The organism is Pedobacter sandarakinus (assembly GCF_026240095.1).
Lineage (GTDB): Bacteria > Bacteroidota > Bacteroidia > Sphingobacteriales > Sphingobacteriaceae > Pedobacter > Pedobacter sandarakinus.
Map to the genome: position 1 here is coordinate 52,971 of NZ_JAPIVG010000005.1, position 26,119 is coordinate 79,089.

Consider the following 26,119-nt stretch of genomic DNA (forward strand, 5'->3'; position numbering starts at 1 on the left):
AATGAAAAATATATTAACAGTCTTTTTATTGATAATTTATTCTGTGGTTTCCGCCCAGGATATGAAGGGAATGAAAACGGACAAGAACGGCAGTGCTGGTCAGTCCAGGGTAATCTATACCTGTGTGATGCACCCGGAAATACAATCGGAAAAACCCGGTAACTGTCCAAAGTGCGGAATGAAGCTTATCCTGCAGAAAGGTAAAGTGGATAAGGCAAAGACAGCTGATCCGGGCAAAAAGAAGCAAGGTACAAAAAAGGGAGCTATGGAAGGCATGAAAATGCTGGCAGAAAAATTGGAAAGTAAGCCAAAAGAGGAATCAGTAACCTATACCTGCCCAATGCACCCTGAGATCCATGACTCCAAACCTGGCAACTGTCCCAAATGCGGGATGAAGCTAATCAGGGAAAAGCCCAGGTCAGCGCCTGAACAGAATGGGGGAACAAAGGAAAGTTCCAAAAAGAGTGAGGATATGGGGGATATGGCGGGCATGGCAATGGATGATAACAGTTCTGACATGGAAAATATCAAAACTGCAAAGGCCAATTTGGGCCCGATTAAGACCGTTGCGAATAAATTTCCACCACGTACCGTGCGTTATGATCTTTACATAGCCGATACAACGGTAAATTATGGGAGAAAATCAAAGCGGGCAATTGCGGTAAACGGTCAGATCCCCATGCCCACACTGACCTTTACGCAGGGCGATACCGCCCTGATCTACGTGCACAATAATCTCGACGAGGAAACCGCGCTGCACTGGCACGGACTTTTTCTTCCGAACAAGATGGATGGTGTTCCTTTTCTGACCCAAATGCCGATCAAACCGCACACTACCTACATCTATAAGTTTCCCATCGTCCAACATGGAACGCACTGGTACCACAGCCACAGCGGCCTTCAGGAACAGATAGGTATGTATGGGGCATTTATCATGAACAAACGTACGGAGTGGGATATTCCAACCCTTCCAGTAGTCATTAGCGAATGGACAGATATGAAGCCCGAGGAGGTTCATAGAAGCCTGAAAAATGCCAACGACTGGTTTGCCATCAAAAAAGGGACTACCCAGAGTTATGCAGAAGCGATCAGGACCGGACATTTTAAAACAAAGGTAGCCAATGAATGGAAGCGCATGAATGCCATGGATGTGAGCGATGTTTATTATGAAGCCTTTCTCATCAATGGGAAAAATCAGAACGAACAGCCGCAGTTCAAGGCTGGGGACAAGGTAAGGCTGCGTATTGCAAACGGTGGAGCCTCAGATTATTTCTGGCTTAAATATGCAGGGGGCAAGATTACCGTTGTCGCTACCGATGGAAATGATGTGGAGCCTGTAGAGGTCGACAGGCTGATTATAGCGGTTTCCGAAACCTATGATGTAGTGGTCACGATTCCGGAAAATAAGAGCTATGAATTTTTGGTCACTCCTGAAGACCGTACGGGATCAGCATCACTATGGCTGGGCAAGGGAGAAAAGGTCCATGCAGAGAAAATGCCCAAACTGAAGTATTTTGCCGGAATGAAAATGATGAACGATATGATGGATATGAGCGGCAATATGGTACAGATGGAAGGCATGAAGATGCAGAACCAGATCATGGATATGAATACGGTGATGTACCCGGAGGTAACCGGTGAAGAAAATTCAAAAACAGAGAAAAAAATGAAGGGGATGCCTGGTATGCAGATGTCTGGTGACAAGAGCATGGCAGGGATGAATATGGAGGCAGAAACCGCCGATATCGTTACTCTGAACTATAATATGCTTCGAGATCCAAAGAAAACAACCCTGCCAAAAGGCCCATGGAAGGAACTTAAGTTTGACCTTACAGGAAATATGAACCGTTACGTCTGGACGCTGGATAACAAAACCGTTTCTGAAAGCGATAAGATACTGATAAAAAAGGGCGAAAATGTTAGGATAATCCTTTACAACAACAGTATGATGCGCCATCCTATGCACCTTCATGGCCATGACTTCAGGGTAATTAACCGGCAGGGAGAATATGCCCCGATGAAGAACATTATCGACATCATGCCCATGGAGCGGGATACCCTTGAATTTGCAGCAACAGAGCCAGGAGGCGACTGGTTCTTCCACTGCCATATTCTCTATCACATGATGAGCGGTATGGGAAGGGTATTCAGTTATGAGAATTCTCCGCCTAATCCCGAAATCCCGGACCCCAAGCTGGCACAGCGAAAACTTTTCAGTGATGACAGGGTATTTCATCCAATGGCACGCATCGGAATCGAAACCAATGGCAGCGACGGAGAGATTATGCTCGCCAATACCCGTTACCGCTTTACCACTGAATGGCGGATTGGGTTTGACAAGGAAATGGGCTATGAAAGTGAAAGTCATTTTGGAAGATATATCGGGAGAAACCAATGGCTATTGCCCTATATCGGATGGGATTTTAGAAAAAGAACGGTTGATCCCTTGGACAAGAATGTTTTCGGGCAATCACTTTCGCCGGGAAACAATCTTTTCGGGCAGGGAAATACCAAAAATTTCAGGCAGGTATTTCATTTGGGAGTTCAATATACCCTACCACTGCTGATCGTTGCAGATGCTTCCCTCGATCACAAGGGGAATGTCAGGTTTCAGCTGATGAGGGAAGATATCCCCGTTTCCAAAAGACTGCGCTTCCAGTTTATGGTCAATACCGATAAGGAATATATGGCCGGATTCAGGTACATCGTTACTAAGTATTTTGGGCTTTCAACACATTATGACAGTGATATGGGCTATGGCGCCGGATTGACATTAAGCTATTAACAAATCAAAAACATGGAACACACCTATAAAATAACCGGAATGAGCTGTCAGGGCTGCCGGAGCAAAGTCGAAAATGTGCTGAATGCGATTGATGGCGTTTCTGCACAGGTGACCCTTGAACCTGCTGAAGCCGTCATAACTATGCAAGAACATATCCCGACGGAAAAGCTGCAGGAGGCTCTTTCTGCCGCCGGACATTACGGTATTGAAATGGCAGTTCAGGGAAAACATGTTCTAAAATCTTCAGAACATCCTAATCATGATCATTCAACCCATGAGCAAAGTCCCAAGGTTGAAAATGATGATAAAAATGAAGCGGGAGGCCTGTTTTATTGTCCTATGCACTGTCAAGGTCAGAAGACTTATGATAAGCCAGGTCATTGCCCTGTATGCGGGATGGACCTGGTAAAACAGCCTGCCAAGAAACAGGCATCTCAATTTACCTGCCCCATGCATCCCGAGATTATCAGGGACAAACCAGGATCATGTCCGCTCTGCGGAATGGACCTGGTACCTACAGGGACAAACCTTGAAGAAGAAGATAAAACTTATGAAACCCTGCTCAAAAAGTTCAAGATTGCAGCAGGTTTTACCATACCCATTTTTGTTATTGCCATGACGGAAATGATTCCCAGCAATCCTTTGTTTGATCTAATGGAACTTAAATACTGGAACTGGGTTCAGTTTTTTCTTTCTATTCCGGTGGTCTTTTATGCAACCTGGATGTTCTTTCAGCGTGCATGGCAATCCATCATTACCTGGAAACTGAACATGTTTACACTGATTGGGATTGGTGCCGGGGTATCCTGGGGCTTCAGTATTGTCGCCCTTCTATTCCCCGGAGTTTTTCCTGATCAGTTTAAAACACATCACGGCACCGTTTTCGTTTATTTTGAGGCGGCAACCGTGATTCTTACGCTGGTACTGCTCGGTCAGCTTTTGGAAGCCCGGGCGCATGGCAAAACCAACAGCGCCATTAAGGAGCTGTTGAAGCTGGCACCTAATTCAGCAACAAAAGTGGTCGGGGATAAGGAAATATCAGTATCTATTGATGATATTCAGAAAGGAGATCTGCTGAGGGTAAAGCCTGGTGAAAAAATTCCGGTGGATGGTAGTATTAAGAACGGGGAAGCTGTAATTGATGAATCCATGATCACAGGAGAACCCCTTCCTGTTGAGAAAAAGATAGGGGATAAAATCAGTTCAGGAACCATCAATGGTAAAAAGACCTTTGTCATGCTTGCCGAAAAGGTAGGCTCAGAAACACTGCTTTCTCAGATCATCGAAATGGTCAATTCCGCCAGCCGCTCAAAAGCGCCCATCCAAAAGATGGCCGATAAAATTTCAGGTTATTTCGTGCCTGTTGTGGTATTGATTTCTATTGTAACGTTCGTGGTATGGGCAGTATACGGCCCCGATCCGGCCTATGTTTATGCTTTTGTAAATGCAATCGCGGTATTGATTATTGCATGCCCATGTGCGCTAGGCCTGGCTACCCCAATGTCGGTAATGGTGGGAGTAGGGAAGGGCGCTCAGTCTGGTATACTGATCAAAAATGCGGAATCTCTTGAGAAAATGAATGCTATTGATGTAGTGGTCATCGATAAAACTGGTACGGTTACAGAGGGAAAGCCCTCGGTTGAAAGTGTGGTTAGCGTAGATAAGGGCTTTACCGAAAAACAGATCCTGGAGAAAATTGTGGCTTTGAACAGCAGCAGCGAACATCCATTGGCACAGGCAACTTTGCGTTATGGGGAGGAAAACGAAATATCCGTTAAGGCTATATCCGACTTTGAGGCCGTTACCGGGAAGGGCGTAACAGGCAGTCTGAATGGGGAAAGACTGGCTTTGGGGAACCAAAAACTGATGGAGCATGTTAAAGCGGCGATTGATCCTAGTCTGTCCGAGCAGGTTAGTGCCGCTCAAAGGCAGGGCAAGACGGTTTCTTATTTGGCCGTTGGAAATAAAGCAGTGGGGTTTGTTGTGATTTCGGATAAGATCAAGCATTCCAGCACAGCTGCTATTCTAAAGCTCCAGCAGGAAGGCATCAAGGTAATCATGTTTACCGGAGACAATGAGGATACAGCGAGGGCAGTAAGCGCAACTTTAAATCTGGATGGGTTCAAAGCTCAGATGTTGCCTGAAGATAAGCTGAATGAAATAAAAAAACTACAGGCCGAAGGCAAAAAGGTAGCCATGGCAGGTGACGGCATCAATGATGCCCCTGCACTTTCCCAGGCTGATATCGGGATTGCCATGGGCACGGGAACAGACGTTGCTATCCAGAGTGCCTCGATTACATTGGTGAAGGGGGATTTAAACGGGATCGCAAAAGCAAGGTTGTTGAGCCATAAAGTAATGGGCAATATCAAAGGAAACCTGTTTTTTGCCCTGGGATACAATGTATTGGGGATTCCGATAGCGGCTGGTATTTTATATCCGTTTTTTGGAGTTTTACTTTCTCCCATGATAGCTGCACTCGCGATGAGTTTTAGCTCGGTTTCCGTTATTTTGAATTCCCTGAGATTGAGAAATGCCAAAATCGACTGATATTTTTTTAGTAGAGGAAAAAGGCAGATGCTGTTACCGATGGCCGTTGCGTGAGGATAACAGGGGATATTTGAAAACGCTTCCGGCGCATATCAGGTTAGAATATAAACTGAGCGGTGAAAAACTAAATCTTGTTTTCGCGCACGGCAGTACCAGTAGTATAGATGAATACATACTGATAGACACAGATGCAGACTATGTTTTGGAAATGCTTAAAGAAGCTGATGCAGATCTGCTTTTTGTGGTGCACTTCCACAAGCCGTATCACAGAATTTGGAAACCCCATATTGAAAGTTCAAACATGTGATCAACCTGGGATCCCTCGGAAAGCCTAACGACGGTGACCCAAGGGGTTGTTACCTTATGTTCACTTAAATGCAGGCTGTTCTACAACCGATGCAAATAGTATTGAAATTGAATTCAAGCGTGTCGAGCACGACGTGGAAGCATCCCCCACAGCTATCATAAACAGTCCCCCTGTCCGGTGAGTTTGCTGATGCCTTGAAGCTTGCGAAATAACCCCAATCAATTGGACAGTCAAATTTGAGGGTGCCAGGCTCTTATTCTTCATTTACAGATCTTGCAATCTATTATATCACATAACAACAACACAGAGTATTAGTAAATTTTATACTTTTACACCGTGAAATTCATTGCCCTGGTTTTATCTCTCATCGTATATACGCTAACCGCGGTACCATGCTGCGCTTTAGCGCGAGAAGATAGCCATGTACTGAAAACCGATAAAGCGGAAAAACATGCTTGCAGTGAACATAACGATAATTGTTGCAAAGGCTGTTCACCGTTTTATGTCTGTGGTACCTGTATCGGCTTTACCATCACTACACGGACAACGATCGTTTTTGCGGCCCAGCTTTTACCTGTACAGCATAATACGGCTTACATCCCACTTCAGCTACAGGCCATTTCAATTTCTATCTGGCAGCCGCCCAAACTTTCGTAGTTTATTTTTCCCTCGTCCTAACCGGACATATTTATCGAAATCATTATTTAAAGATCATTATGAAAAGAACGATTGTGGTTTTGGCTATACTGTTGTTTACAGTTACCGCCTTTGCCCAAAATAGATATAAAGCCGTCATCAAAGACGCAAAGACAAACCAAGTACTTCCAGGAGCTACGTTAAAAGTTCTTGGAACGACCATTGGCGCTAAATCAGATAGTGCAGGTAATGCAAGTATTAATGGTATACCCTCAGGTAAACAGATCATTCAGTTTAGTTATGTAGGCTATCAGACCAAAACTGATACGCTGACCTTTCCCCTTGCTGAAACTAACGTTTTGACTATTTTACTTACTGCAGCTGGAGAAGACGAGGACTTGGAGGATGTAGTGATCTCAGCTACAAGGAGCAGCCGTACCATTGATAATATTCCTACACGGGTTGAGGTCATCGCCGGGGAAGAACTGGACGAAAAAGGTAATATGAAACCTGGCGACATCCGCATGATGCTGGCAGAAAGCACAGGCATCCAGACCCAGCAGACTTCTGCGACCAGCGGAAATTCCAGTATCCGCATACAGGGACTGGACGGAAAATATACCCAGATCATTAGGGACGGTTTTCCATTATACTCTGGTTTCTCGGGTGGATTGGGCCTGCTTCAGATTGCCCCATTGGATTTGCAGCAGGTAGAGGTGATCAAAGGTTCATCGTCCACCCTTTACGGAGGTGGAGCAATTGCTGGACTGGTGAACCTGGTTTCTAAAAAACCGACTGAAGCGCGTCAGCTTAATTTCCTTTTAAACGGTACTTCTGCTTTGGGACTGGATGCCAGTGGTTTTTATGGACAGAAATTTGATAAAATAGGTATCACGGTTTATGGTGCATACAACAAAGGGACTGCCTATGATCCTTCTGATATTGGCTTAACCGCTATCCCCAAGTTTGACCGTTTCACCCTGAACCCCAAACTATATTTTTATTTCAATGATGCGACTACGCTTTTGGCCGGAATCAACGCCACAACTGAAAAACGGATTGGCGGCGACCTGGAATATGTGAAGGGAAATGGCAGTGCTGCCCATTCTTATTTTGAGGAGAATAAAACCGGGCGTTACAGCTCTCAGGTTGAGTTGGATCATAGACTGAGCGAAAAGGAAAAGCTTGTTATCCGCAATTCGGTGAGCTATTACGACCGGAGTATTGGGTTGCCAAATTACCTTTTTTCAGGCGTTCAAGTGTCAACCTACAGTGAGGCCAATTATAGCCGTAACGGAGAAAAAGCAGACTGGGTGTTGGGGGTGAACTTTTTGACCGACAATTTTAAGGAAGACCAGAACAGTGACAATGCACTCAGAAGTTACAATTATAATACCATTGGGGCATTTGCACAGAACACCTGGAACATATCTAAAAAAATTAGTCTTGAATCAGGAGTAAGGGGAGATTACCACAATGAATACGGATTTTTCTTCTTACCAAGAATTTCCGGATTGTGGAAGATCAATGAACATTTTTCTACCCGATTAGGCGGTGGTCTGGGTTATAAGGCACCAACTGTATTTACCGAAGATGCTGAGCGGATCCAGTTCAGAAATGTAGCGCCTTTAGATGTGGCCAATACAAAGGCGGAACGCTCTTATGGCGCCAACTATGATGTTAACTATCGCACCTCATTGTTTGACGGAGCGGTTGGATTCAGCATCAATCAGATGTTTTTTTATACCCGTATCAATAACCCGATATTGCTGACTGCTGCTAATGGAGCCAACCTGACCTATGTTCAGCCTAAAGGTAATTTAGATACCAGGGGAATGGAAACAAATGCCAAAGTAACCTACGGTGATTTTAAACTTTTCATCGGTTATACATTAGCGGATGTGAACCAGCATACAGGAGGCACCAGCACAAATTATCCGCTGGTTTCAAAGCACAGGGTAAATAATGTATTGATGTATGAGCTTGAAGATAAATGGAAGATCGGTGCCGAAGCATACTATTTCAGCAAACAGAAGTTAAACGATGGTGCCACTGGTAAAAGCTATTGGACAGCTGGTCTGATGGCAGAAAAGCTTTGGGAACGGTTTTCAATTTTTGTGAATTTTGAGAATTTAACGGACACTAGGCAGACCAGCTTTGATTCGATCTATACAGGTAGCATTACTAGCCCTGTTTTCAGGGACATCTATGCGCCTGTAGATGGGTTTGTAGTAAACGGAGGGATAAAATTCAAACTTTAAACCTGTAGTAATCGACTTTTCTGGGTAGTGGATTCACATTTTAGCCGGGCCAGGGATTTGATGGCCAAAAAATCCCTGGCTGGCTGAATAATTGAAGCTTTCGGTGCGGTTAAAAGACATTTCCCATCAGAAGAGTCTATGCTGGCCGATAAGGTCTGTTAGTGGAAGATTCAGGCTTACCTCTGGACTTATCTCATCAATAAATGAAAACTTCCTTCCCTTTTTACCCAGATTATATGAAGTTTTTTGATTTGGGCAAAGAAGGTTTCCGTTTGGTTGTTCAAGTGGTGGAACTTTTGAATGATGGGTGAAAACCTATAGGCTATGATTATTTTAATAAAAAAGTATTAAATTTTTTCAAACCAGGACTAAAAAAAATTGTTCTTAAATAAGTTTATATATTTGGTAAAATTTTGAAAGTGAAAATATCCAGTTTGTTTCTCTGCTTCATTATCGTAATACTCAGCTGCATTCCATGCGCTGACGTATTGGCTATGGGTAAGTTGCATGGTGGACCATTAACTGAAAAAAGCATAACAACCCATTCTACAGAAAAAGAACGCAGTGATTTCTGTTCACCGTTCTGCGTTTGTTCCTGCTGTAATACCACTTCTGAAGTTATTTCTTCAACACCTCTTGTGGTAATCTCAAAACCAATAAGCTCAGAATATAATGAAGCTTACATGGGTGAGGTTATCTCTTTACCATTATCTGTTTGGCAGCCGCCTAAATTAAGTTAAAAATCGATCTTCATTTCGATGCTATGTTTTTGCCCGTATAATCCATACGAGGCTACGCTGTGCATTGATCTGGTTTTTTTATTTTTTACTTAATTAAACAAATAATGCTGAAAAAAATTATTCAGTTTTCAATAGCGAATAAGCTTGTAATAGCCCTGTTCACCTTGGGGCTGATCGCATGGGGCGTATATTCCCTGAGACAACTTCCCATTGATGCCGTTCCTGATATCACCAATAATCAGGTTCAGGTCATAACCCTTAGCCCATCCCTTGCTACCCAGGAGGTAGAAAGGCTTATTTCCTATCCCGTAGAACAGACCATGTCCACCATACCTGAAATAGAGCAGGTACGCTCCATTTCAAGGTTCGGACTATCGGTTGTAACTATCGTATTCCATGATGATGTTGACATCTACTGGGCCCGGCAACAGGTAAACGAAAAGCTTGCCGAGGCCAAGAATAACATCCCATCAGGACTTGGTAATCCAGAAATATCACCCATATCAACAGGTCTTGGGGAGATATACCAATACGTGATCCATGCAAAGCCTGGATTCGAAAAGAAATTCAACGCACGAGAGCTGCGTAGTATCCAGGACTGGATCGTAAGGAGACAGCTCCTCGGGACGCCAGGCATTGCAGAGGTCAACAGTTTCGGAGGACTTTTGAAACAGTATGAGATTGCGCTTGATCCCGATAAGCTGCGGAGCCTGAACCTGAGCATCAGCGATGTTTTCGCTGCCCTTGAACAGAACAATCAGAACACGGGAGGCGCCTATATAGACAAAAAGCCAAATGCCTATTTTATTAGGAGCGAAGGCCTGGTCGGCAATCTTGATGACATCAATAAGATCGTTGTCAAAAACAATGCGAATGGAATCCCGGTACTTATCCACGATATCGCCACCGTACAGATCGGTAGTTCCATACGTTACGGCGCACTTACCCGTGCCACAAAGGATGGTGAAGGTGAGGCTGTTGGCGGTATAGTAATGATGTTGAAAGGCGCAAATGCCAATAACGTGGTAAAACAGGTGAAGGCGAAGATAGACCGAATCAGCAAAACTCTACCCAAGGGGGTAACCATTGAGCCGTTCTTAGATAGAAGTGCGCTTGTTGATCGTGCCATGGGCACAGTAGCCAAAAACCTGATCGAGGGCGCCCTGATTGTTATTTTTGTCCTAGTTCTTTTTCTTGGGAATTTTAGGGCCGGGCTGGTTGTTGCCTCGGTGATTCCGCTTGCCATGCTATTTGCGATTTCCCTGATGAACCTTTTTGGCGTATCGGGAAACCTGATGAGTCTTGGCGCGATAGATTTCGGACTTATCGTCGACGGGGCGGTAATTATTGTGGAAGCCACCATGCACATCCTCTCTGGGAATAAGCTCGGCCGCGCCTACTCGCAGGCCGAAATGGATGAGCAGGTTGAAAAATCTGCCGTGCGGATGATGAGCGCTGCGGCATTTGGACAGATCATTATTCTGATCGTTTATCTTCCCATCCTTGCCCTTGTAGGTATTGAAGGCAAGATGTTCGGACCTATGGCACAAACCGTTTCCTTTGCCATATTGGGGGCCTTTATTTTGTCCCTTACCTATGTTCCTATGGTTTCCTCGCTTTTCTTAAGCAAAAAAGTTGCGCACAAAAAGAATTTTTCAGATCGGATGATGGATTTTTTCCAGCGCCGTTACACTCCAATGATCAAGGCTGCACTCAATAAAAGAGTAATTGTTGTGGCATCATCGGTTGTTCTTCTGGCCATCAGTATTTTTATCTTTACCCGGATGGGGGGAGAATTCATTCCCACGTTGGAGGAAGGTGATTTTGCGGTAGAAACCAGGTTACTTACCGGCAGTTCCCTTTCCCAGACCATTGATAAAGTAAATCAGGCTTCAAAAATCCTTGTAGAAAAGTTTCCAGAGGTGAAAGAAGTAATTGGTAAGGTTGGTGCTGCCGAGATTCCTACCGATCCCATGCCAATGGAAGCATGCGATCTGACCATCATACTCAAAGATAAAAAAGACTGGACCACTACCCACGATAGGGAAGAACTGGCCGAGTTGATGAGTAAGGCACTTGAAGAAGTTCCCGGCGTGAGCTTCGGTTTTTCACAACCAATCCAATTACGCTCAAATGAACTTATCTCGGGAGTTAGACAGGATATTGGGATCAAAATTTTCGGAGATGACCTAGAATCCCTCACCAGTATCTCCCAAAAGATCGGGAAAATTGTTTCGGGTGTAGAGGGCGCAAAAGATCTCTATCTGGAACAGGCAACCGGTCTGCCACAGATTGTGGTAAAGATCAACCGTGACCGGATTGCACAATATGGATTGAGCATAGGGACGGTTAACCAGGCACTCAACACTGCTTTTGCAGGACAATCTGCGGGGCTGGTATATGAGGGAGAGCAGCGTTACGATATCATTGTGCGCCTTTCCCAACAGAACCGCCAAGGTATTGACGATGTTAAAAATGTCTATGTGACTGCCCCGAACGGCAATCAGGTTCCACTTGACCAACTTGCTGACATAGAGTTTAAGATAGGCCCTAACCAGATTCAACGTGAGGATACCAAACGGCGCATCATAGTGGGGCTGAATGTCCGTGGGCGTGATATCCAGAGTGTGGTAACAGAGATCGAGCAGAAAATAAACGAACAGATCAAAATGCCCGCAGGATATTACATTACCTATGGAGGGCAGTTCGAAAACTTAAAAGAGGCGACACAAAGGCTCTCTATTGCCGTTCCGGTTGCACTTTTACTTATATTGCTATTGCTGTATTTCTCATTTGGATCTGTAAAACAGTCGATACTGATTTTTTCTGCTATTCCGATGGCCGCAATCGGCGGAATATTTGCATTAATCCTAAGGGGAATGCCTTTCAGCATTTCCGCCGGTGTTGGATTTATTGCATTATTCGGGGTAGCCGTGCTCAACGGAATCGTACTGATTACCGAATTCAACAGATTGAAAAAAATGGATAAATATAGTATAAGGGACATTGTCCTCAAGGGAACTGCTATCCGTCTAAGACCTGTACTGATGACCGCAACTGTTGCCTCTCTTGGGTTCCTTCCAATGGCAATATCCAGTGCAGCAGGCGCTGAGGTGCAGAAACCACTAGCAACCGTAGTAATCGGGGGACTCATTACCTCCACCATATTAACCTTAATCGTCCTTCCAGTGCTATATACTTATTTTGAAGGTTGGAAAAGCAAAAAAACTGCCCTTCCAACAACTGTAGTTACCCTAGCGGTGTTTTTTGGACTTTTCATTTTATCGGGACAGGCCCGGGCGCAGACGGTTCCCACCAAGGGTATGAGCCTTGAGCAGGCTTTGAGCACAGCATTGAGTAATAACCAGGCTGTGAAGTCGTCCACCCTGCAGATTGGCAGGCAACAGGCGCTAAGGGGATCCTCAACAGATCTGGGAAAGACCAGCTTTGAGGTGCAGTACGGACAGATGAATACCATCAAACGCGACAATAACTTTTCGGCTTCTCAGAACATACCCTATCCGGGTCTGTTCAAAAGTCAGCGCAACTTGTATGATGCGCAGATCAGGGGAGCTGAAATCGGCCTTCAGGTAACACAGAGAGAACTTTCCTATCAGGTGAAAAGCGTTTACGCCCAGTTGGGCTATTTCATTGCCCTTCAAAAGCTTTACAAAAGCCAGGACAGTGTTTACAGTAACTTTCTGAAGGCCGCCTCATTGAGGTACCAGGCCGGAGAGACCAACCTGCTTGAAAAAACTACCGCCGAAACTCAGTATAATGAGGTTCGCAACCAGATGAGCAAGAACGAAGCTGATATCCTCGCCTATACCGCCGAACTTAAGCGTTTGCTGAATACCAGAGAACAGATCAGTATCATGAACGCGGAATTTGGCCAGGTAGTCTGGAATGTTAGCCAGACTGATACCGTTACATCAGAAAATCCAATTCTTGCGCTGCAGGCCCAGCAGATAGATATTGCCGACAAGACGGTAAGGCTCGAGCGCTCACGCTCTGGCCCCGATTTCAGTATCGGCTATTTCAACCAGTCTATTATCGGAGCACAGAATGTTGGCGGTCAGGATCTTTATTTTAATGGAGGCAAACGTTTTCAGGGGGTTTCCGCAGGGATCTCCATACCGCTTTTCTTTAAGCCTTTCTCCTCAAGGATAAAAGCCGCAAAGATAGATAAGCAGGTAGCCGAAAGCGATTTTATCCTTTCCCAGACAGATCTTCGAGGAAGGTATGAGCAGGCTTTCCAGGACCTTCAAAAAAATTCCAGAAGTATCGCCTATTACAAGAACAGTGCCCTACCGAATGCCAACCTGATCCTAAAGCAGTCCCAGATTGCATTTCAGGCAGGAGAGATCGGCTATGTAGAATATCTGCAGGCTCTGCGTACCTACTCTGATATCCGCTTCAGCTATCTGGAGGCCATCAACCAATATAATCAATCAGTATACACATTACAGTACCTAAAAGGTCAATAACAATATAAAAATGAAAAAAATATTTAAAGCCCTCAGCCGATTATCTTACATAGGGGCACTGGCAGTAGTGCTTTCTTCCTGCGGCAGCAAGGAAAAAGATGGCGCTGGAACAGAAGCCCCTGCAGACAGCACGGCCACGGAGGAAAGCAACTCAGTAGAGCTCAGCCAGTCGCAGTTCAAGTCCGTAGGGGTAGAGCTGGGAAGTCCCGAGCTCCGTGCCCTAAGTGGTATGCTGAAAGTAAACGGTTTCATAGATGTTCCACCACAGAACCTGGTGAGCATTACCACTCAGATGGGCGGTATTGTAAAATCCACTCCGCTGTTACAAGGTACAAAGGTGAGCAAAGGTCAGGTTATTGCCATACTCCAGAATCAGGAATATGTGCAGATGCAACAGGATTACCTGGAGAGCAAAAGCCAGCTTGAACTTTCGGATTCTGAATACAAAAGACAACAGACCCTTGCCCAGCAGAACGTTAATGCTCAAAAAACACTCCAACAGGCCAAAGCAGGTTATCTGGGAAATCTTGCAAGGGAAAATGCATTAAAGCAACGTCTTCAACTGATCAATATCAATCCGTCCTCGCTAAACGCCGGCAATATCCGTAGCCAGATAAATATCTACTCGCCTATCAATGGCTATGTAACCAAGGTTAACGTAAATACGGGCAAATTTGTGGCCCCCAATGATGCAATGTTCGAGATCGTAAACAGTTCGAATCTCCACGTTGAGCTCAACGTTTTCGAAAAAGATGCACAGAAGGTAAAAAAAGGACAGAAGGTGCTTTTTTCGCTCACAAATGATTCAACCCAGCGTACTGCTGTCGTACAGCTGGTAGGCGGTGAGATCAATGCCGATAAGACCGTGACCGTTCATGCTATTGCCCAGGGAAGCGCGGGGTTTATCCCCGGTACCTACCTTAAGGCTTTCATCGAAACAGGTGCCGTTCAGGTAATGGCTTTGCCATCTGCTGCGGTTGTAGACTTTGAGGGCAAAAAATACATTTTCATCCAGAACTCGGCGGACAAAAAGGCAAAGGAACCAGCAAAAAACGAATCCGGAAACAAAGAGGGCGCCACTGAGGCCGGCCATCATTTTGAAATGGTAGAGGTTACAACGGGTATATCCGACGGCGGTTATGTAGAGGTAACCATGCCTTCGGGACGGGATTTTACAGGCAAGGTTGTACTTAAAGGTACATATGATCTGCTGTCAAAAATGAAGAACAGCGAAGAAGAGTAAAGTCCCCACAAAGAATTTTTAGTACACACATTGAATAAAAGGTGCCTCGTTAGGGAGGCATCTTTTTAAAAAAAGTGAACCCAAACGGGCAGAGAATATAGATAAAGCGGTTGCCCTGAATATTCAACAAAAATCAATTTACCCCGATATGGAAAACAAGAAGAAAAAATCCGACACCAAATCATCTGCCAAAAAGCCTGTAGTCCGGAAGGAAGGCTCAGATTCCAAAGAAACAAAAGCGAAGCCGGTAAAGGAAGAAACCAAAACTTCTTCACAGCCTATTTCTGAAAAACCATCCAGGAAGGGAAAAGAAGCTGAAAAGGAGAAAGAGGCACATCTTGACCATGCTGAAGAGGAAGGTCATGATCATGAACATGGCGGGATTTTCGGGAAGAACACGGAAATGATCTTCGCCTTTATCTGTGGCGCGGCGCTGGGGATAGGATTTGGAATTTCTTTCATAGACGGTGTTCCCGAATGGGCAAGCCTTGCACTCTACATAACAGCCTATTTCTTTGGCGGTTTCTTTACGGCCAAGGAAGCAGTTGAAACTATACTGAAAGGTGGCTTTGAGATCGACTTTCTGATGCTGGTCGCCGCAATCGGCGCAGCGATCCTGGGCTCCTGGGCCGAAGGCGCATTATTGCTCTTCCTGTTCAGTCTGGGACATGCGATGGAACACTATGCGATGGGCAAGGCAAGAAAATCTATAGCTGCCCTTACCAGTCTGGCTCCCCCGACAGCCCTGGTTGTCCGGGATGGCAAGGAATCTGAAGTGCGCATTGAAGATCTTCAGCTTGGAGATGTCATTATCATCAAGCCCAACAGCAAGATTCCGGCAGACGGAGTGGTTGTAAAAGGTGAGGGCAGTGTCAACCAGGCTCCTATTACGGGTGAGAGTGTGCCAGTGGACAAATCACCCGTACCGGATGCATCAAAGGACTATTCTGCCGAAAAAACCATCAAGCCCCAGTTCCGTGTATTTGCCGGAACAATCAACGGAGCCTCGGTTCTGGAGGTGAAGGTAATCAGGGAAGCCAAGGATTCTACCATCTCACGCCTGATCAAAATGGTAAATGAGGCGGAAAAACAAAAATCCCCAACGCAGCTATTTACCGACAGGTTCGAAAAGTATTTCGTTCCGGTTGTACTGGTTCTGGTGACCGCACTATGTTTTGCATTCCTGGTTATTGATGAGCCGTTTAGCAAAAGTTTTTACCGCGCGATGTCCGTACTGGTTGCTGCCAGCCCGTGCGCTTTGGCGATTTCTACCCCAAGCGCAGTACTTAGCGGTATTGCAAGGGCTGCACGTGGCGGAGTCCTTATAAAGGGAGGGCGGCCACTGGAAGATCTGGGCGAACTCAACGCCATCGCGTTCGACAAGACCGGAACACTTACCGAAGGCAAGCCCCAGCTCACAAACGTGATTCCACTGAACGACATATCTGAAGAGGAACTAATGGGTATTGCTGTTGCAGTTGAAAAACTCAGCGACCACCCGCTGGCCGAAGCAATTGTAAAAGGCGCACTCGAAAAGATGAAGAAAAAATCCGTTCCTGAGGCACATAACGTGAAAGGCATTACCGGAAGAGGTGTTCAGGCTGAGGTCAACGGTAAAAAAGTATTCATTGGAAACAAGGCCCTTTTTGAAAAGGATGGAATACCCGAAGATATTCTCAAACAGGTTGAAGAGCTGGAAAAGGGCGGACATACTTCAATGCTTGTCAGGGTCGATAAAGATTTCATCGGCATTCTTTCCCTTATGGATGTTCCCCGTGAAGAGGCAAAACATGTGCTTAAAGAACTCGAAGAGCTGGGGATCAAAAAAATGATTATGCTCACCGGGGACAACCAACAGGTTGCAGAAGCGGTAGCTAAACAGATCGGTGTAACCGAGGCATGGGGCAACCTTATGCCGGAAGACAAAGTCAAGGCAGTACAGAAACTCGCCAAATCAGAAAAAATGGTTGCGATGGTGGGAGACGGCGTGAATGATGCCCCGGCCATGGCCAAAAGTACCGTAGGTATCGCTATGGGCGCTGCGGGATCTGATGTTGCTTTGGAAACAGCAGATATTGCCCTGATGGGCGATAAGCTGGAAAGCCTTCCCTTTGCCATCGGGCTTAGCCGTAAAGCCCGGGGCATCATTAAACAGAACCTCTGGATTTCCCTTGGTGTTGTCGCCGCACTTATTCCACTGACCATACTGGGTGTCGCTTCGATCGGACCGGCAGTAATCGCCCACGAGGGATCGACGCTGGTCGTAGTGTTCAATGCGCTGCGCTTACTTGCTTACGACAACGGACATAATAAAAAAGCACCGAAAAAGAGGAAAAAATAAGGCATGTTCAAAAAGGTTAAAAAATTCCTGAAAGCCCTGGGGCCGGGCATCGTTACCGGTGCGAGTGACGATGACCCATCAGGTATTTCCACCTATTCACAGGGCGGTGCAAAATATGGTCTGGCAGCACTCTGGACATTGATCATCACGTTCCCCTTGCAGGCTGCAGTCCAGGATTGCGACCGTATCAGGCTGACCACAATGCTTAGGAAACACTATCCAAAATGGGTATTGTACCTGTTGATCATATTCAGCGTGCTGGCAATCGTCCTGAACATTGGTGCCGATATCGCTGATATGGACGCTGTGGAGCATCTCATATTTCCTGCCGTTCATGCAATTGTTTTTAGTGTGCTCTTTACCGGAGTACCTCTATTCTTCATCATCTATCTGCCTTACTCGACACTTGGCTCAGTTCTGAAATATCTGTTCCTGACCCCCATGGAGATTCTTATCGGCACATGCCTCGACCTCAATCTGGGGTGCCTTTCCTTTGGTGCCTATAGATTTTATTTAAGAAAGAATTATGCAGGCTAAACAACTTATTTCATTAAACATACTGCTGTTTGCAGCGTTTCCGGTCGTCTTACTTATAGTCGGTGGCATGATCGTAACCTGGAAAAAGCCGACGGCTGCTGTGCAGAGTACGATCCTCCACTTTGCTGCAGGGGTAGTTTTTTCAGTCGTGGCAGTCGAGCTTTTGCCAGATATGATTAGGATCCATGATACAACCGCGATAATTATAGGTTTTACCTTGGGTATTTCGGCCATGCTTCTGATCAAATGGTATACCGCCAGGCTTGAGCTCAAAATGGGCGGAACAAACGACAGCAAGCTGTTGCCTTGGGGAATGCTTATCGCGGTAGGCATTGACCTCCTTTTGGACGGTCTTCTTTTAGGGATAGGATTTGCAGCGGGATCAAAAGAAGGAACCCTGCTTGCACTGGCACTTGCGATGGAATGCCTTTCGCTGGGACTTGCAGTAGGTACCAGGCTGACCAAGCTTGGAAATTCCAAAAGGAGGCTGATCAGGGTGCTCTCGCTATTTGGCCTGGTTTTTCTATTGGGAACAGGGGGAGGTTTTTTTATACTGCATTTTACAGGAGAAAAAGTACTGGAACTTGTGCTCTCATTTGGTAGCGCAGCCTTACTGTTTTTAGTTACCGAGGAACTTCTTGTCGAAGCCCATGAAGAAAAGGATTCTCCATTTTTTACCGCGGCTTTTTTCTTAGGATTTCTTCTGTTTATGGTTCTGGGGCTCATTATTTAATCTAAACCGATGAATATTATCGCTAAAATCAGTCAGTTCGATGCGCACCATAAACTTTACCTCTCCCTGGGTGTTGCTCTTGCCGCCCTTGGTATTTGCTATGTTATGGAACTGGAAGCCTCTGTCAGGTGGATGGTTGCATGGCTAAGCTATGCAACAACCAGCATTGCGCTTGCATGGACAACCATTAACTCCTCGCATCCCAGTCAGATAAAACACGATGCCCATGCTCAGGATTCCAGCAGGACGCTCATTTTTCTTTTTGCCATAGCAGCTGCATTTGCCAGTCTTTTTTCCATTATTATCCTTTTGCGTGAGAATTCGGAAAAGACCGATCAGGGCCTTTTTATGACTATCGTTATTCCGTTGCTCTGCGTGGTTAGCTCATGGTGGCTGGTTCATACGGTCTTTACCATGCGATATGCACATTTCTATTACTGTGACATCGAGCATGAGAAGAAAGGAAAAATAGAAAAGCCCGGAGGACTGATCTTTCCGGGAGAAGAAGATCCCGATTATATGGATTTTGTCTATTTCGCTTTCGTGGTTGGAATGACTTTTCAGGTATCTGACGTAGAAATCTCCTCCAAACGGATCCGAAGGCTTGCCTGGATGCACGGTGTGCTTTCATTTGCCTTTAATACAGTAATAGTTGCCCTGACAATCAATGTGCTCTCGGGCATGATCCAAAAATAATTTAATATAAAACTAAAGACCTATGGACTGGACACCAGAAAATTTTCCACTTGAGATGAAGGACCTTGACCCAAGGGTAAGGGAAAAAGCGATCGAGATCGCAAACGAACTTAGAATTACCAAAGAGGTAAGCGAGCTCAATATTGTTGAGGTTGCCATCAACAGGGCCCAGCAATGGTTTATCAGCCTGGAGGGATAACGGCAGTGCAAAGATTATCCCCTGATCACACAAAATATAATCCAAACCGCGGAAAGGTATCCACAAGGCTCCTGACCGATCTTAAAACATTGATTAAAATGCAGACCAAAAGAAACAACAGGCCCAGGCCTGGTGCTGCCAGGGGTGGGGGAACAGCTCCAAAAAAGAAAAAGGCCAAGGGGCCAAAGAAATCGGTTTTCCTGATGGTATTTTATTGGATACTGGCGCTGCTGCTGGCACTCGCCATTTATTTTAAAGCCAAACATTTCTATAATTCACATTGGAACAAGGATACCAACGAAAAAACAACGATTCTGTTATCAACACCCCCGGATCTAAAAAATAAACCATGAAGCAGATTTTTATGAAAAGCCGATATAGTGTACTATATTCCTTTATCTTTTTCTTCATCTGTGTCTCGACCATGCTGAGGATCAGTTTTACTGCGGTTTCGCTCGGAAAGGCGGGGCTGGGATTTGGAGAAATCCTCACCGCCTTTGCTAAAGGATTCGTCTTCGATCTTGGGGTGGCCACATATTTCAGTGTATTTTATGCCTTTTATCTGCTCATCCTTCCCCAAAAATGGAACAGGACTGGATTTAACAAGGTGTTTACCCATATCCTTCTTTTTCTGATGGTCTTGATTTCGATATTTTCTTTTTTCGCTGAATTTACTTTTTGGCGGGAATTTGAGAGCCGTTTTAACTTTATAGCAGTAGATTATCTGGTCTATACTTATGAGGTTGTGCACAACATCAACGAGTCCTATCCGCTGCCGCTTTTGATTTCAGCTGTTGTCATCATCTCCCTTTTATGGAACTATCTTATGAAAGGGGCGTTCAGGAAGAGCTTCGAGTCTGCTACACCTTTTGCCCGTCGATCGGTAAATACGGCCCTGATCATTCTGACAACAATATTCTATACGATAGAGATAGATAACTCCTGGGGGGATAAAAGCGGTAACCGTTATGCAGCAGAAATTTCCAAAGCAGGGATATATTCTTTCGTAGCGGCCTTCAAGGCGAATGAGCTTAACTACGATCAGTTTTATCCCATGCTCGCAAATCAGCTTGCCTTCAATTTGGTAAGAAAAGAACTCTCCTCTCCCTCTAGCAGGTTTATTTTCAAAGGGCCTTCGGTACGTAGATCGGTTCTGGCCGGTAATGGACAGACGGAACCCAATGTCATCACGGTGGTCATGGAGAGTTTTAGCGCTGATTATATGGGCACTTTTGGCAATACACAAAAACTGACACCTGTTCTGGATTCGCTGGCCAAAGAGAGCATCCTGTTCGAGCGCATGTATGCAACAGGCACCCGTACCGTGCGAGGGATGGAGGCGCTTTCCCTCGCCGTTCCGCCAACACCGGGGAACAGTATTGTAAGGAGGAGCAATAATGCAAACCTGAGCACAATAGGCAGTATTTTTTCCAAACGTGGGTATTCCACAGGCTTTTTTTATGGCGGGGACGGTTACTTTGACAATATGAACCAGTTCTTCGGAAGCAATGGCTATGACATAACAGATAGGGGAAGGAAGCTTACAATGGGCGATGCCTATCTGGTAAAGCGGACCATCCTGACCGATAGCGAAGTGAGCTTTGAAAATGCATGGGGCGTATCGGACGGGGATCTTTTCGCTGCGGTAATCCGTGATGCGGATAAAAGGCACTCGTTAAAGACGCCTTTCTACGATTTTGTCATGACCACTTCCAACCATCGGCCCTTTACCTATCCCAAAGGAAAGATAGATATCCCACCGGGTACGGGAAGAGAGGGCGCAGTAAAATATACCGATTATGCCATTGGGGAATTTTTAAGACAGGTCCGGAAAAAGCCATGGTTCAGCAATACCGTGTTTATATTCGTTGCCGATCACTGCGCGGAAAGCGCGGGAAAGAACGAGATTGATATCTCCCGTTACCATATCCCGGCGATGATATACAACCTCAATGGACTGCCCCCTTCGATAATTCCCAGCCTTTGCTCACAGATAGATCTCTATCCAACCTTGTTCGGTCTGTTGAAATGGGACTTTGAGAGCAATAACTTCGGTATGGACGTTCGATCACCCGGGTACCGCCCAAGGATCTTGCTAGGAACCTATCAAAAGCTCGGTTATCTCCGTAGCGACACCCTTGTGGTACTCAGTCCAAGGAAAGCCCCACAGAGTTATCTTTATGATTTTAAAACCAATACACAGACCTCAGCGAAATCTTCTGAAACACTTGGAAGGGAAGCCATATCTTATTATCAGAGTGCCTATTATCTCTTTAGGACAGGCGGATTAAAAGAATAAGAATATTATGAATTATTATCAGTTATTATTGATCTGTGTGCTAGCGGGGTCTGTGATCCTGCTAACAGGTAAATACTTTTTTAAGCGCAGGCGCAGAAACATCTTCAGCATGCTTATTGGAGATGTTCAAGCTTATGTAAGCTATCTTTTTGAGGAGCACTGGCAGACTGACCTGGCATACCACGATCTGGATCATACCAGACTTGTGGTCAAAAGGACCCAGGAAATCGCTTCCAATTTTCGCCTGGATGACCTTCAGGAATTCATACTTTTCTCTGCCGCATGGTTTCATGACACCGGGCAGCTAACTGGGCCTCCTGCCGGCCATGAGCATCGAAGCGTGCGGCTGATGGAAGAGTTTCTTTCAGATAAAGGGATTGCACCGGATATCATCTCCACCATTGGCCGCTGCATACTCTCCACCTCAATTCCACATAGCCCTAGCAATGTCCTTGAAGAAATTATCTGTGATGCTGATACCTATAACCTGGGCAATGAGGAATTTCTCATCACCGATGCAAAGGTTGCGCGCGAAATGCAGAAAAGGGCAGATGTGGACCTAAGCCATTGGGATAAAAAAACACTTGCATTTCTATCGGCTCACCGTTTTTTTACGCCTTATTGCAAGTCTATGCTCTCGCAGGGAAAGCAAAATAATATCCATTTGGTACGGGAACGCATAAAAAATAAATCAGACTAAACACAATAAATGGATTTGGACAATGAATGGGATATACTCTTAGGCTTCTTATCGCGTTTATCCTGGCAGGTATCATTAAAAATAGGTTGACACCCCGAACTGCACCGCTCCGGTTCTGGCAGGCGGGTTTCCAAGGATATCCTTCTGCCACTGTTTTCGGTAGGAAAACCTCAGCACGGTTTGTTGCCTTGGCCTGAAACTGATGCCGGGCATTACACTGAAAAGCTCATCACCAATATTCCCGCCGGTCTCCCTGAACTTTCCCACATTCCAGTCCACATACTCTACCCTGCAGGCTAAACTTACAACAGAATGCTGCCAGCCCAGAATCGTTCTTTTGATCACAGGTTGGACAATATCTATATATCCGCCCATCTGACGGCTCCCGAACTGCTGGGAATAGGTGTCGGGAACATCGACCTTGATCCATGCCCACTCAGCGGTGATGAAGGTCTTAAGTTTGGGAAGTGTAGTGTTAAAGTCTATGGCGAAAACATTTAGCCTGCGTTTGTCATCGATAACAATCCCGTCCGACTGCCATTTATTGTAAACCCCTCCCATATAGGATAGGCCGAGTTCGCCTATATTGTTCCTACGCACTGCTACCTTTCCCGTTAGCAGTGGCTGCCCGCTTGCAATTTCTTCAAACCTTTCCGGATTCCTTTTTGAAGCAGCCAGAGAGGTTCTGTTTTCATGGTTTGCAATAATGGAATCGTCAAAGCTGCTTGTGGCATATAACTCGTAGCCCAGCATCCAGTCACCGCTATAGTTTTTGCCATAAATCCCGAATCCTGCACTGCTCCAGGTTGCAGGCAGCATCTGTGTCATGGCGATCGGACGGTCGGTGAATTCCCATTTAGGACCGTCATGGTTCTGGTTGAATGCACCAATGGGATTTAATATCATCCCACCCCTTAAATTAAGCAAAGGGTGCAGTTCAAGATCCAGCGCAGCAAATTCAACCGCTATTTCTTTTTCAGCAGGTTCAAATTCGATCTCGGAAAGGAACTTGATGCGCTTGGAAATGGTTGAGGCTACAAATAGCGTCATCCTTCTGAACTGGAACTGCTGTCCTTCAGAGATCCCGTCTGTACCCTGATACTGCCAGTTGGCTTCCATATACCCGCCCACCGATACCGGAAGTTTTCCCACGGCAATAAAAGGCCGTTCATAAACTGCATCCATGTTGAGTGAGTTTTTTGCTGTATCACCGGGTTTGGCCCTTAAAAGTTTCGGGTCGATCTGGGCAAAGGCCATCTGACCGATACCAATAGACATGATTAGCGTTAAGAGTTTTTTCATACTGCCTTCAGTGAAATTTTGATCCTGGTTTTTTCTATGGTAATGGGGAAAGTTCTTAAGTTTGCTTCTGCCGGACCATTTGTCATTCTGCCCTTATTGTCAAATTCACTTCCATGGGCCGGACATTGAAGCCTGTCTCCGAAAGCCTGGAGCTCGGTTCCCTGGTGGGTGCACTGCATCCATAGTGCAGAATAATTCAGTTCATCATGCCGGTAGATACAGATGGGGTATCGGAGCAGGTCATTGCTGACTACAATGTATCTTTTGAACTGAACATTTTTTCCCTGTCTGAGCTCAAAGTCTTTCATTTCTACGACTAGGTTATCCCCTGCAATCTCGCCCGTCGCCGGCACCAGGCTGCTGCATCCACTGATCAACGTGGTGATCCCAAGGCCTCCAAGGCAGGCCATTCCACAGCCTTTTATAAAATCTTTTCTTTTCATTTCTATAGTGATTCTAAAAATCTGAGCATCGCATTTTTTTCTGCCCCTGACAGCTGGTTGAACCTGTTGCGGCTTGCAGATGCCTCTCCTCCATGAAGGGTTACCGCCTCTTCGATGCTTTTTGCCCTTCCATCATGCAGCAGATGATAAGATCCCCCCTGTGAATTCATCGAAAGTCCCAGTCCCCATAGGGGCGGGGTCCTCCATTCGAAGGTCTTAGCCGATCCTTCCGTATAACCATCGTCCAGCCCAGGTCCCATATCATGGAGCAACAGGTCGGTATAGGGATGGAATTCTTTGTTGGACAGAGCGGCTACTGGAGAAAAACCTGTTTTTAGGGTAGGCTTGTGACAGCCTGAACAGTTAATCTTTTCGAACAGTTTCCTGCCAGTTTCAACTTCCGCATTCCCCGCATCGCGCTGCATGGGTGCTTTTAGCGTCTGTAGATAAAACACCACGTTATTCACTGTAAGTGTGGGGATTTCAGGGTCAATCACCATCCGCGTATAGGCATCCACAGGATCAAAGCTTGAAGTGATCCCGATATCCTGGTTGTAGGCATTCACAGTCTGGTGGAGCAGGTTATATGCTGCCGCCTTTTTTCCAAAACGATGGATATATTTTCCCTTCAGTACAATAGCATTGTTAATCGCCTGAACATATGTGGGAAGTATTGCGTAATTCGGGATACCAGAAATGCCGTCATTATCCAGATCCTGGGGGTCAGCCATAGCTAGTATATCTGCATCAGCTACCAGTTCGAGAAAGCCAAGGCCGGTATTAGCAGGCGGTGTAAATTTTGAAAAGGTGGCCCCTGATGGGATTTGCTCAGGTTTGTATCCGGGAATAGCCCTGTTCTGCAGTTGTGGGCCTCCCTGGTCCAAAAATTTATTGCCTGTTTCATCGGTCTGCCCGAAACGGACCAGCGTAGTAAAAGGATGGCCTTTGCCGTCACCCGCATGGCAGCTTCCACAGCTGGTTGCAACAAAGCCTGGCCCAAGGCCGTTCTCAGGACTAAATATCTCATTGTTGAAGGCCGCGTCTCCCGAAGCGAACCGTCTGAGCTGTTCATAGCTGAGTCCTTCTACCGGGCCATCAAGAATTTCATCCTCTTTTGGAGAAGAAGGGATTATCTTCTCACAGGACACCATTATAGCAACCAGGCTCATAAGTGAAAGCAGGACAATGGGTAATCTTTTCTGCATGTTATCTGATTTTTTGTAAATCTAATAATAAAAATAGAAAAGACTAAAAATAAATTTAGATTTATCTAAATTTATTTTTAGATTGATTTTAACGGTGTCGGAATTATAATGCACGGCTCCCAAAGTGACCTACTTTTTTAACATGAGCACGGAATGCAGTATTATAAGCCAAAGCAGTAAATCATCTATTGCTTTTAAATCAGGAACTTAACCGGATAGGGTGTTTTGTTGGCGGATGCTACGGTTTATCCATTGTAAGCAGATGTAATAAGGGCAGGCAATGATGCAGGATTCGGAATTTTTAAAGTTCTTTTTGAATTTTGGTTGAAATGTTTAGTTTTAGGGCTGGAATACGGTTTCCTAGATAAAAAACAATACCAGGGTCATCTGGCCCTTTAAAAAAAATCAGTTATGGACAAATTCAAACAGGTGCAGGAAGTTATTGCTTCAGTAGAAGCCGATGTAACAAAATTTTATGATGGTGGAAACGCAGCGGCTGGTACGCGAGTACGTAAGGCAATGCAGGACCTTAAGGTTTTGGCTCAAGAGATAAGGGCTGAAGTTACAGAGAAAAAAAATAACGATAAATAAACAAGAGACTGTTTTGGGAAATAAGGCCATTAGTGTATAAACTGATGGCTTTTTTATTTTATGG

At 45.4% G+C, this 26,119-nt stretch carries 19 protein-coding genes; 16 read left to right on the forward strand and 3 right to left on the reverse strand.

Going from position 1 to position 26,119, the window contains the following annotated elements:
- The first annotated feature begins 1 nt into the window (after position 1).
- From OQ268_RS14110 to OQ268_RS14175, 15 genes are all read left to right on the forward strand, one after another.
- A complete protein-coding gene (locus OQ268_RS14110; RefSeq protein ID WP_265856936.1) occupies positions 2 to 2,785 on the forward strand; it encodes a multicopper oxidase domain-containing protein in 2,784 nt (927 codons plus the stop codon).
- A 12-nt stretch (positions 2,786 to 2,797) separates the two neighbouring features.
- Positions 2,798 to 5,335 carry a heavy metal translocating P-type ATPase gene (locus OQ268_RS14115; RefSeq protein WP_265856937.1) on the forward strand — a complete coding sequence of 846 codons (2,538 nt, stop codon included), beginning with the start codon at positions 2,798 to 2,800 and terminating at the stop codon, positions 5,333 to 5,335.
- Complete coding sequence (locus tag OQ268_RS14120) at positions 5,319 to 5,642, forward strand: hypothetical protein (protein WP_056095240.1); 324 nt, start codon at positions 5,319 to 5,321, stop codon at positions 5,640 to 5,642. The genes OQ268_RS14115 and OQ268_RS14120 overlap by 17 nt, the downstream gene beginning before the upstream one ends.
- A 716-nt stretch (positions 5,643 to 6,358) precedes the next feature.
- Positions 6,359 to 8,539, forward strand: a complete 2,181-nt coding sequence (locus tag OQ268_RS14125) for a TonB-dependent receptor (protein WP_265856939.1) — start codon at positions 6,359 to 6,361, stop codon at positions 8,537 to 8,539.
- Positions 8,540 to 8,958: 419 nt separating this feature from the next.
- Positions 8,959 to 9,279 (forward strand): DUF6660 family protein, encoded by a 321-nt coding sequence (locus OQ268_RS17960; RefSeq protein WP_146202963.1) that lies wholly within the window; start codon positions 8,959 to 8,961, stop codon positions 9,277 to 9,279.
- A gap of 104 nt (positions 9,280 to 9,383) precedes the next feature.
- Entirely contained in the window at positions 9,384 to 13,766 is a 4,383-nt protein-coding gene (locus OQ268_RS14130) for a CusA/CzcA family heavy metal efflux RND transporter (protein ID WP_090985881.1), read from the forward strand.
- A 10-nt stretch (positions 13,767 to 13,776) separates the two neighbouring features.
- Complete coding sequence (locus tag OQ268_RS14135) at positions 13,777 to 15,009, forward strand: efflux RND transporter periplasmic adaptor subunit (RefSeq protein WP_265856942.1); 1,233 nt, start codon at positions 13,777 to 13,779, stop codon at positions 15,007 to 15,009.
- Between the two features lie 148 nt (positions 15,010 to 15,157).
- Positions 15,158 to 17,350, forward strand: a complete 2,193-nt coding sequence (locus OQ268_RS14140) for a heavy metal translocating P-type ATPase (protein WP_265856945.1) — start codon at positions 15,158 to 15,160, stop codon at positions 17,348 to 17,350.
- 3 nt (positions 17,351 to 17,353) lie between these two features.
- Positions 17,354 to 17,887: a divalent metal cation transporter gene (locus OQ268_RS14145; RefSeq protein WP_265856947.1), complete on the forward strand. Its 534-nt coding sequence runs from the start codon at positions 17,354 to 17,356 to the stop codon at positions 17,885 to 17,887.
- Positions 17,877 to 18,620 (forward strand): ZIP family metal transporter, encoded by a 744-nt coding sequence (locus OQ268_RS14150; protein ID WP_265856949.1) that lies wholly within the window; start codon positions 17,877 to 17,879, stop codon positions 18,618 to 18,620. The genes OQ268_RS14145 and OQ268_RS14150 overlap by 11 nt, the downstream gene beginning before the upstream one ends.
- Before the next feature lie 9 nt (positions 18,621 to 18,629).
- Positions 18,630 to 19,316 carry a DUF1345 domain-containing protein gene (locus tag OQ268_RS14155; protein ID WP_265856951.1) on the forward strand — a complete coding sequence of 229 codons (687 nt, stop codon included), beginning with the start codon at positions 18,630 to 18,632 and terminating at the stop codon, positions 19,314 to 19,316.
- 22 nt (positions 19,317 to 19,338) lie between these two features.
- Positions 19,339 to 19,515 carry a DUF2188 domain-containing protein gene (locus OQ268_RS14160; protein WP_167398035.1) on the forward strand — a complete coding sequence of 59 codons (177 nt, stop codon included), beginning with the start codon at positions 19,339 to 19,341 and terminating at the stop codon, positions 19,513 to 19,515.
- A 98-nt stretch (positions 19,516 to 19,613) separates the two neighbouring features.
- A complete protein-coding gene (locus OQ268_RS14165; RefSeq protein WP_139222305.1) occupies positions 19,614 to 19,868 on the forward strand; it encodes a hypothetical protein in 255 nt (84 codons plus the stop codon).
- Positions 19,865 to 21,814, forward strand: a complete 1,950-nt coding sequence (locus OQ268_RS14170; protein ID WP_265856954.1) for an LTA synthase family protein — start codon at positions 19,865 to 19,867, stop codon at positions 21,812 to 21,814. The genes OQ268_RS14165 and OQ268_RS14170 overlap by 4 nt, the downstream gene beginning before the upstream one ends.
- Before the next feature lie 7 nt (positions 21,815 to 21,821).
- A complete protein-coding gene (locus OQ268_RS14175; RefSeq protein WP_265856956.1) occupies positions 21,822 to 22,514 on the forward strand; it encodes an HD domain-containing protein in 693 nt (230 codons plus the stop codon).
- Positions 22,515 to 22,589: 75 nt separating this feature from the next.
- On the opposite strand, the gene OQ268_RS14180 is transcribed toward OQ268_RS14175, so the two are convergent.
- From OQ268_RS14180 to OQ268_RS14190, 3 genes are all read right to left on the reverse strand, one after another.
- Positions 22,590 to 23,816 carry a hypothetical protein gene (locus OQ268_RS14180; protein WP_265856958.1) on the reverse strand — a complete coding sequence of 409 codons (1,227 nt, stop codon included), beginning with the start codon at positions 23,814 to 23,816 and terminating at the stop codon, positions 22,590 to 22,592.
- Positions 23,813 to 24,124, reverse strand: coding sequence for a QcrA and Rieske domain-containing protein (locus tag OQ268_RS14185; RefSeq protein WP_265856959.1), 312 nt, complete (start codon positions 24,122 to 24,124; stop codon positions 23,813 to 23,815). The genes OQ268_RS14180 and OQ268_RS14185 overlap by 4 nt, the downstream gene beginning before the upstream one ends.
- Before the next feature lie 137 nt (positions 24,125 to 24,261).
- The gene (locus OQ268_RS14190) at positions 24,262 to 25,464 is read right to left on the reverse strand and encodes a di-heme oxidoredictase family protein (protein WP_265856961.1); all 1,203 of its coding nucleotides are present in this window, start codon (positions 25,462 to 25,464) and stop codon (positions 24,262 to 24,264) included.
- A gap of 411 nt (positions 25,465 to 25,875) precedes the next feature.
- On the opposite strand from OQ268_RS14190, the gene OQ268_RS14195 reads away from it, so the two are divergent.
- A complete protein-coding gene (locus OQ268_RS14195) occupies positions 25,876 to 26,055 on the forward strand; it encodes a histone H1 (RefSeq protein ID WP_090985867.1) in 180 nt (59 codons plus the stop codon).
- Positions 26,056 to 26,119 lie beyond the last annotated feature (64 nt).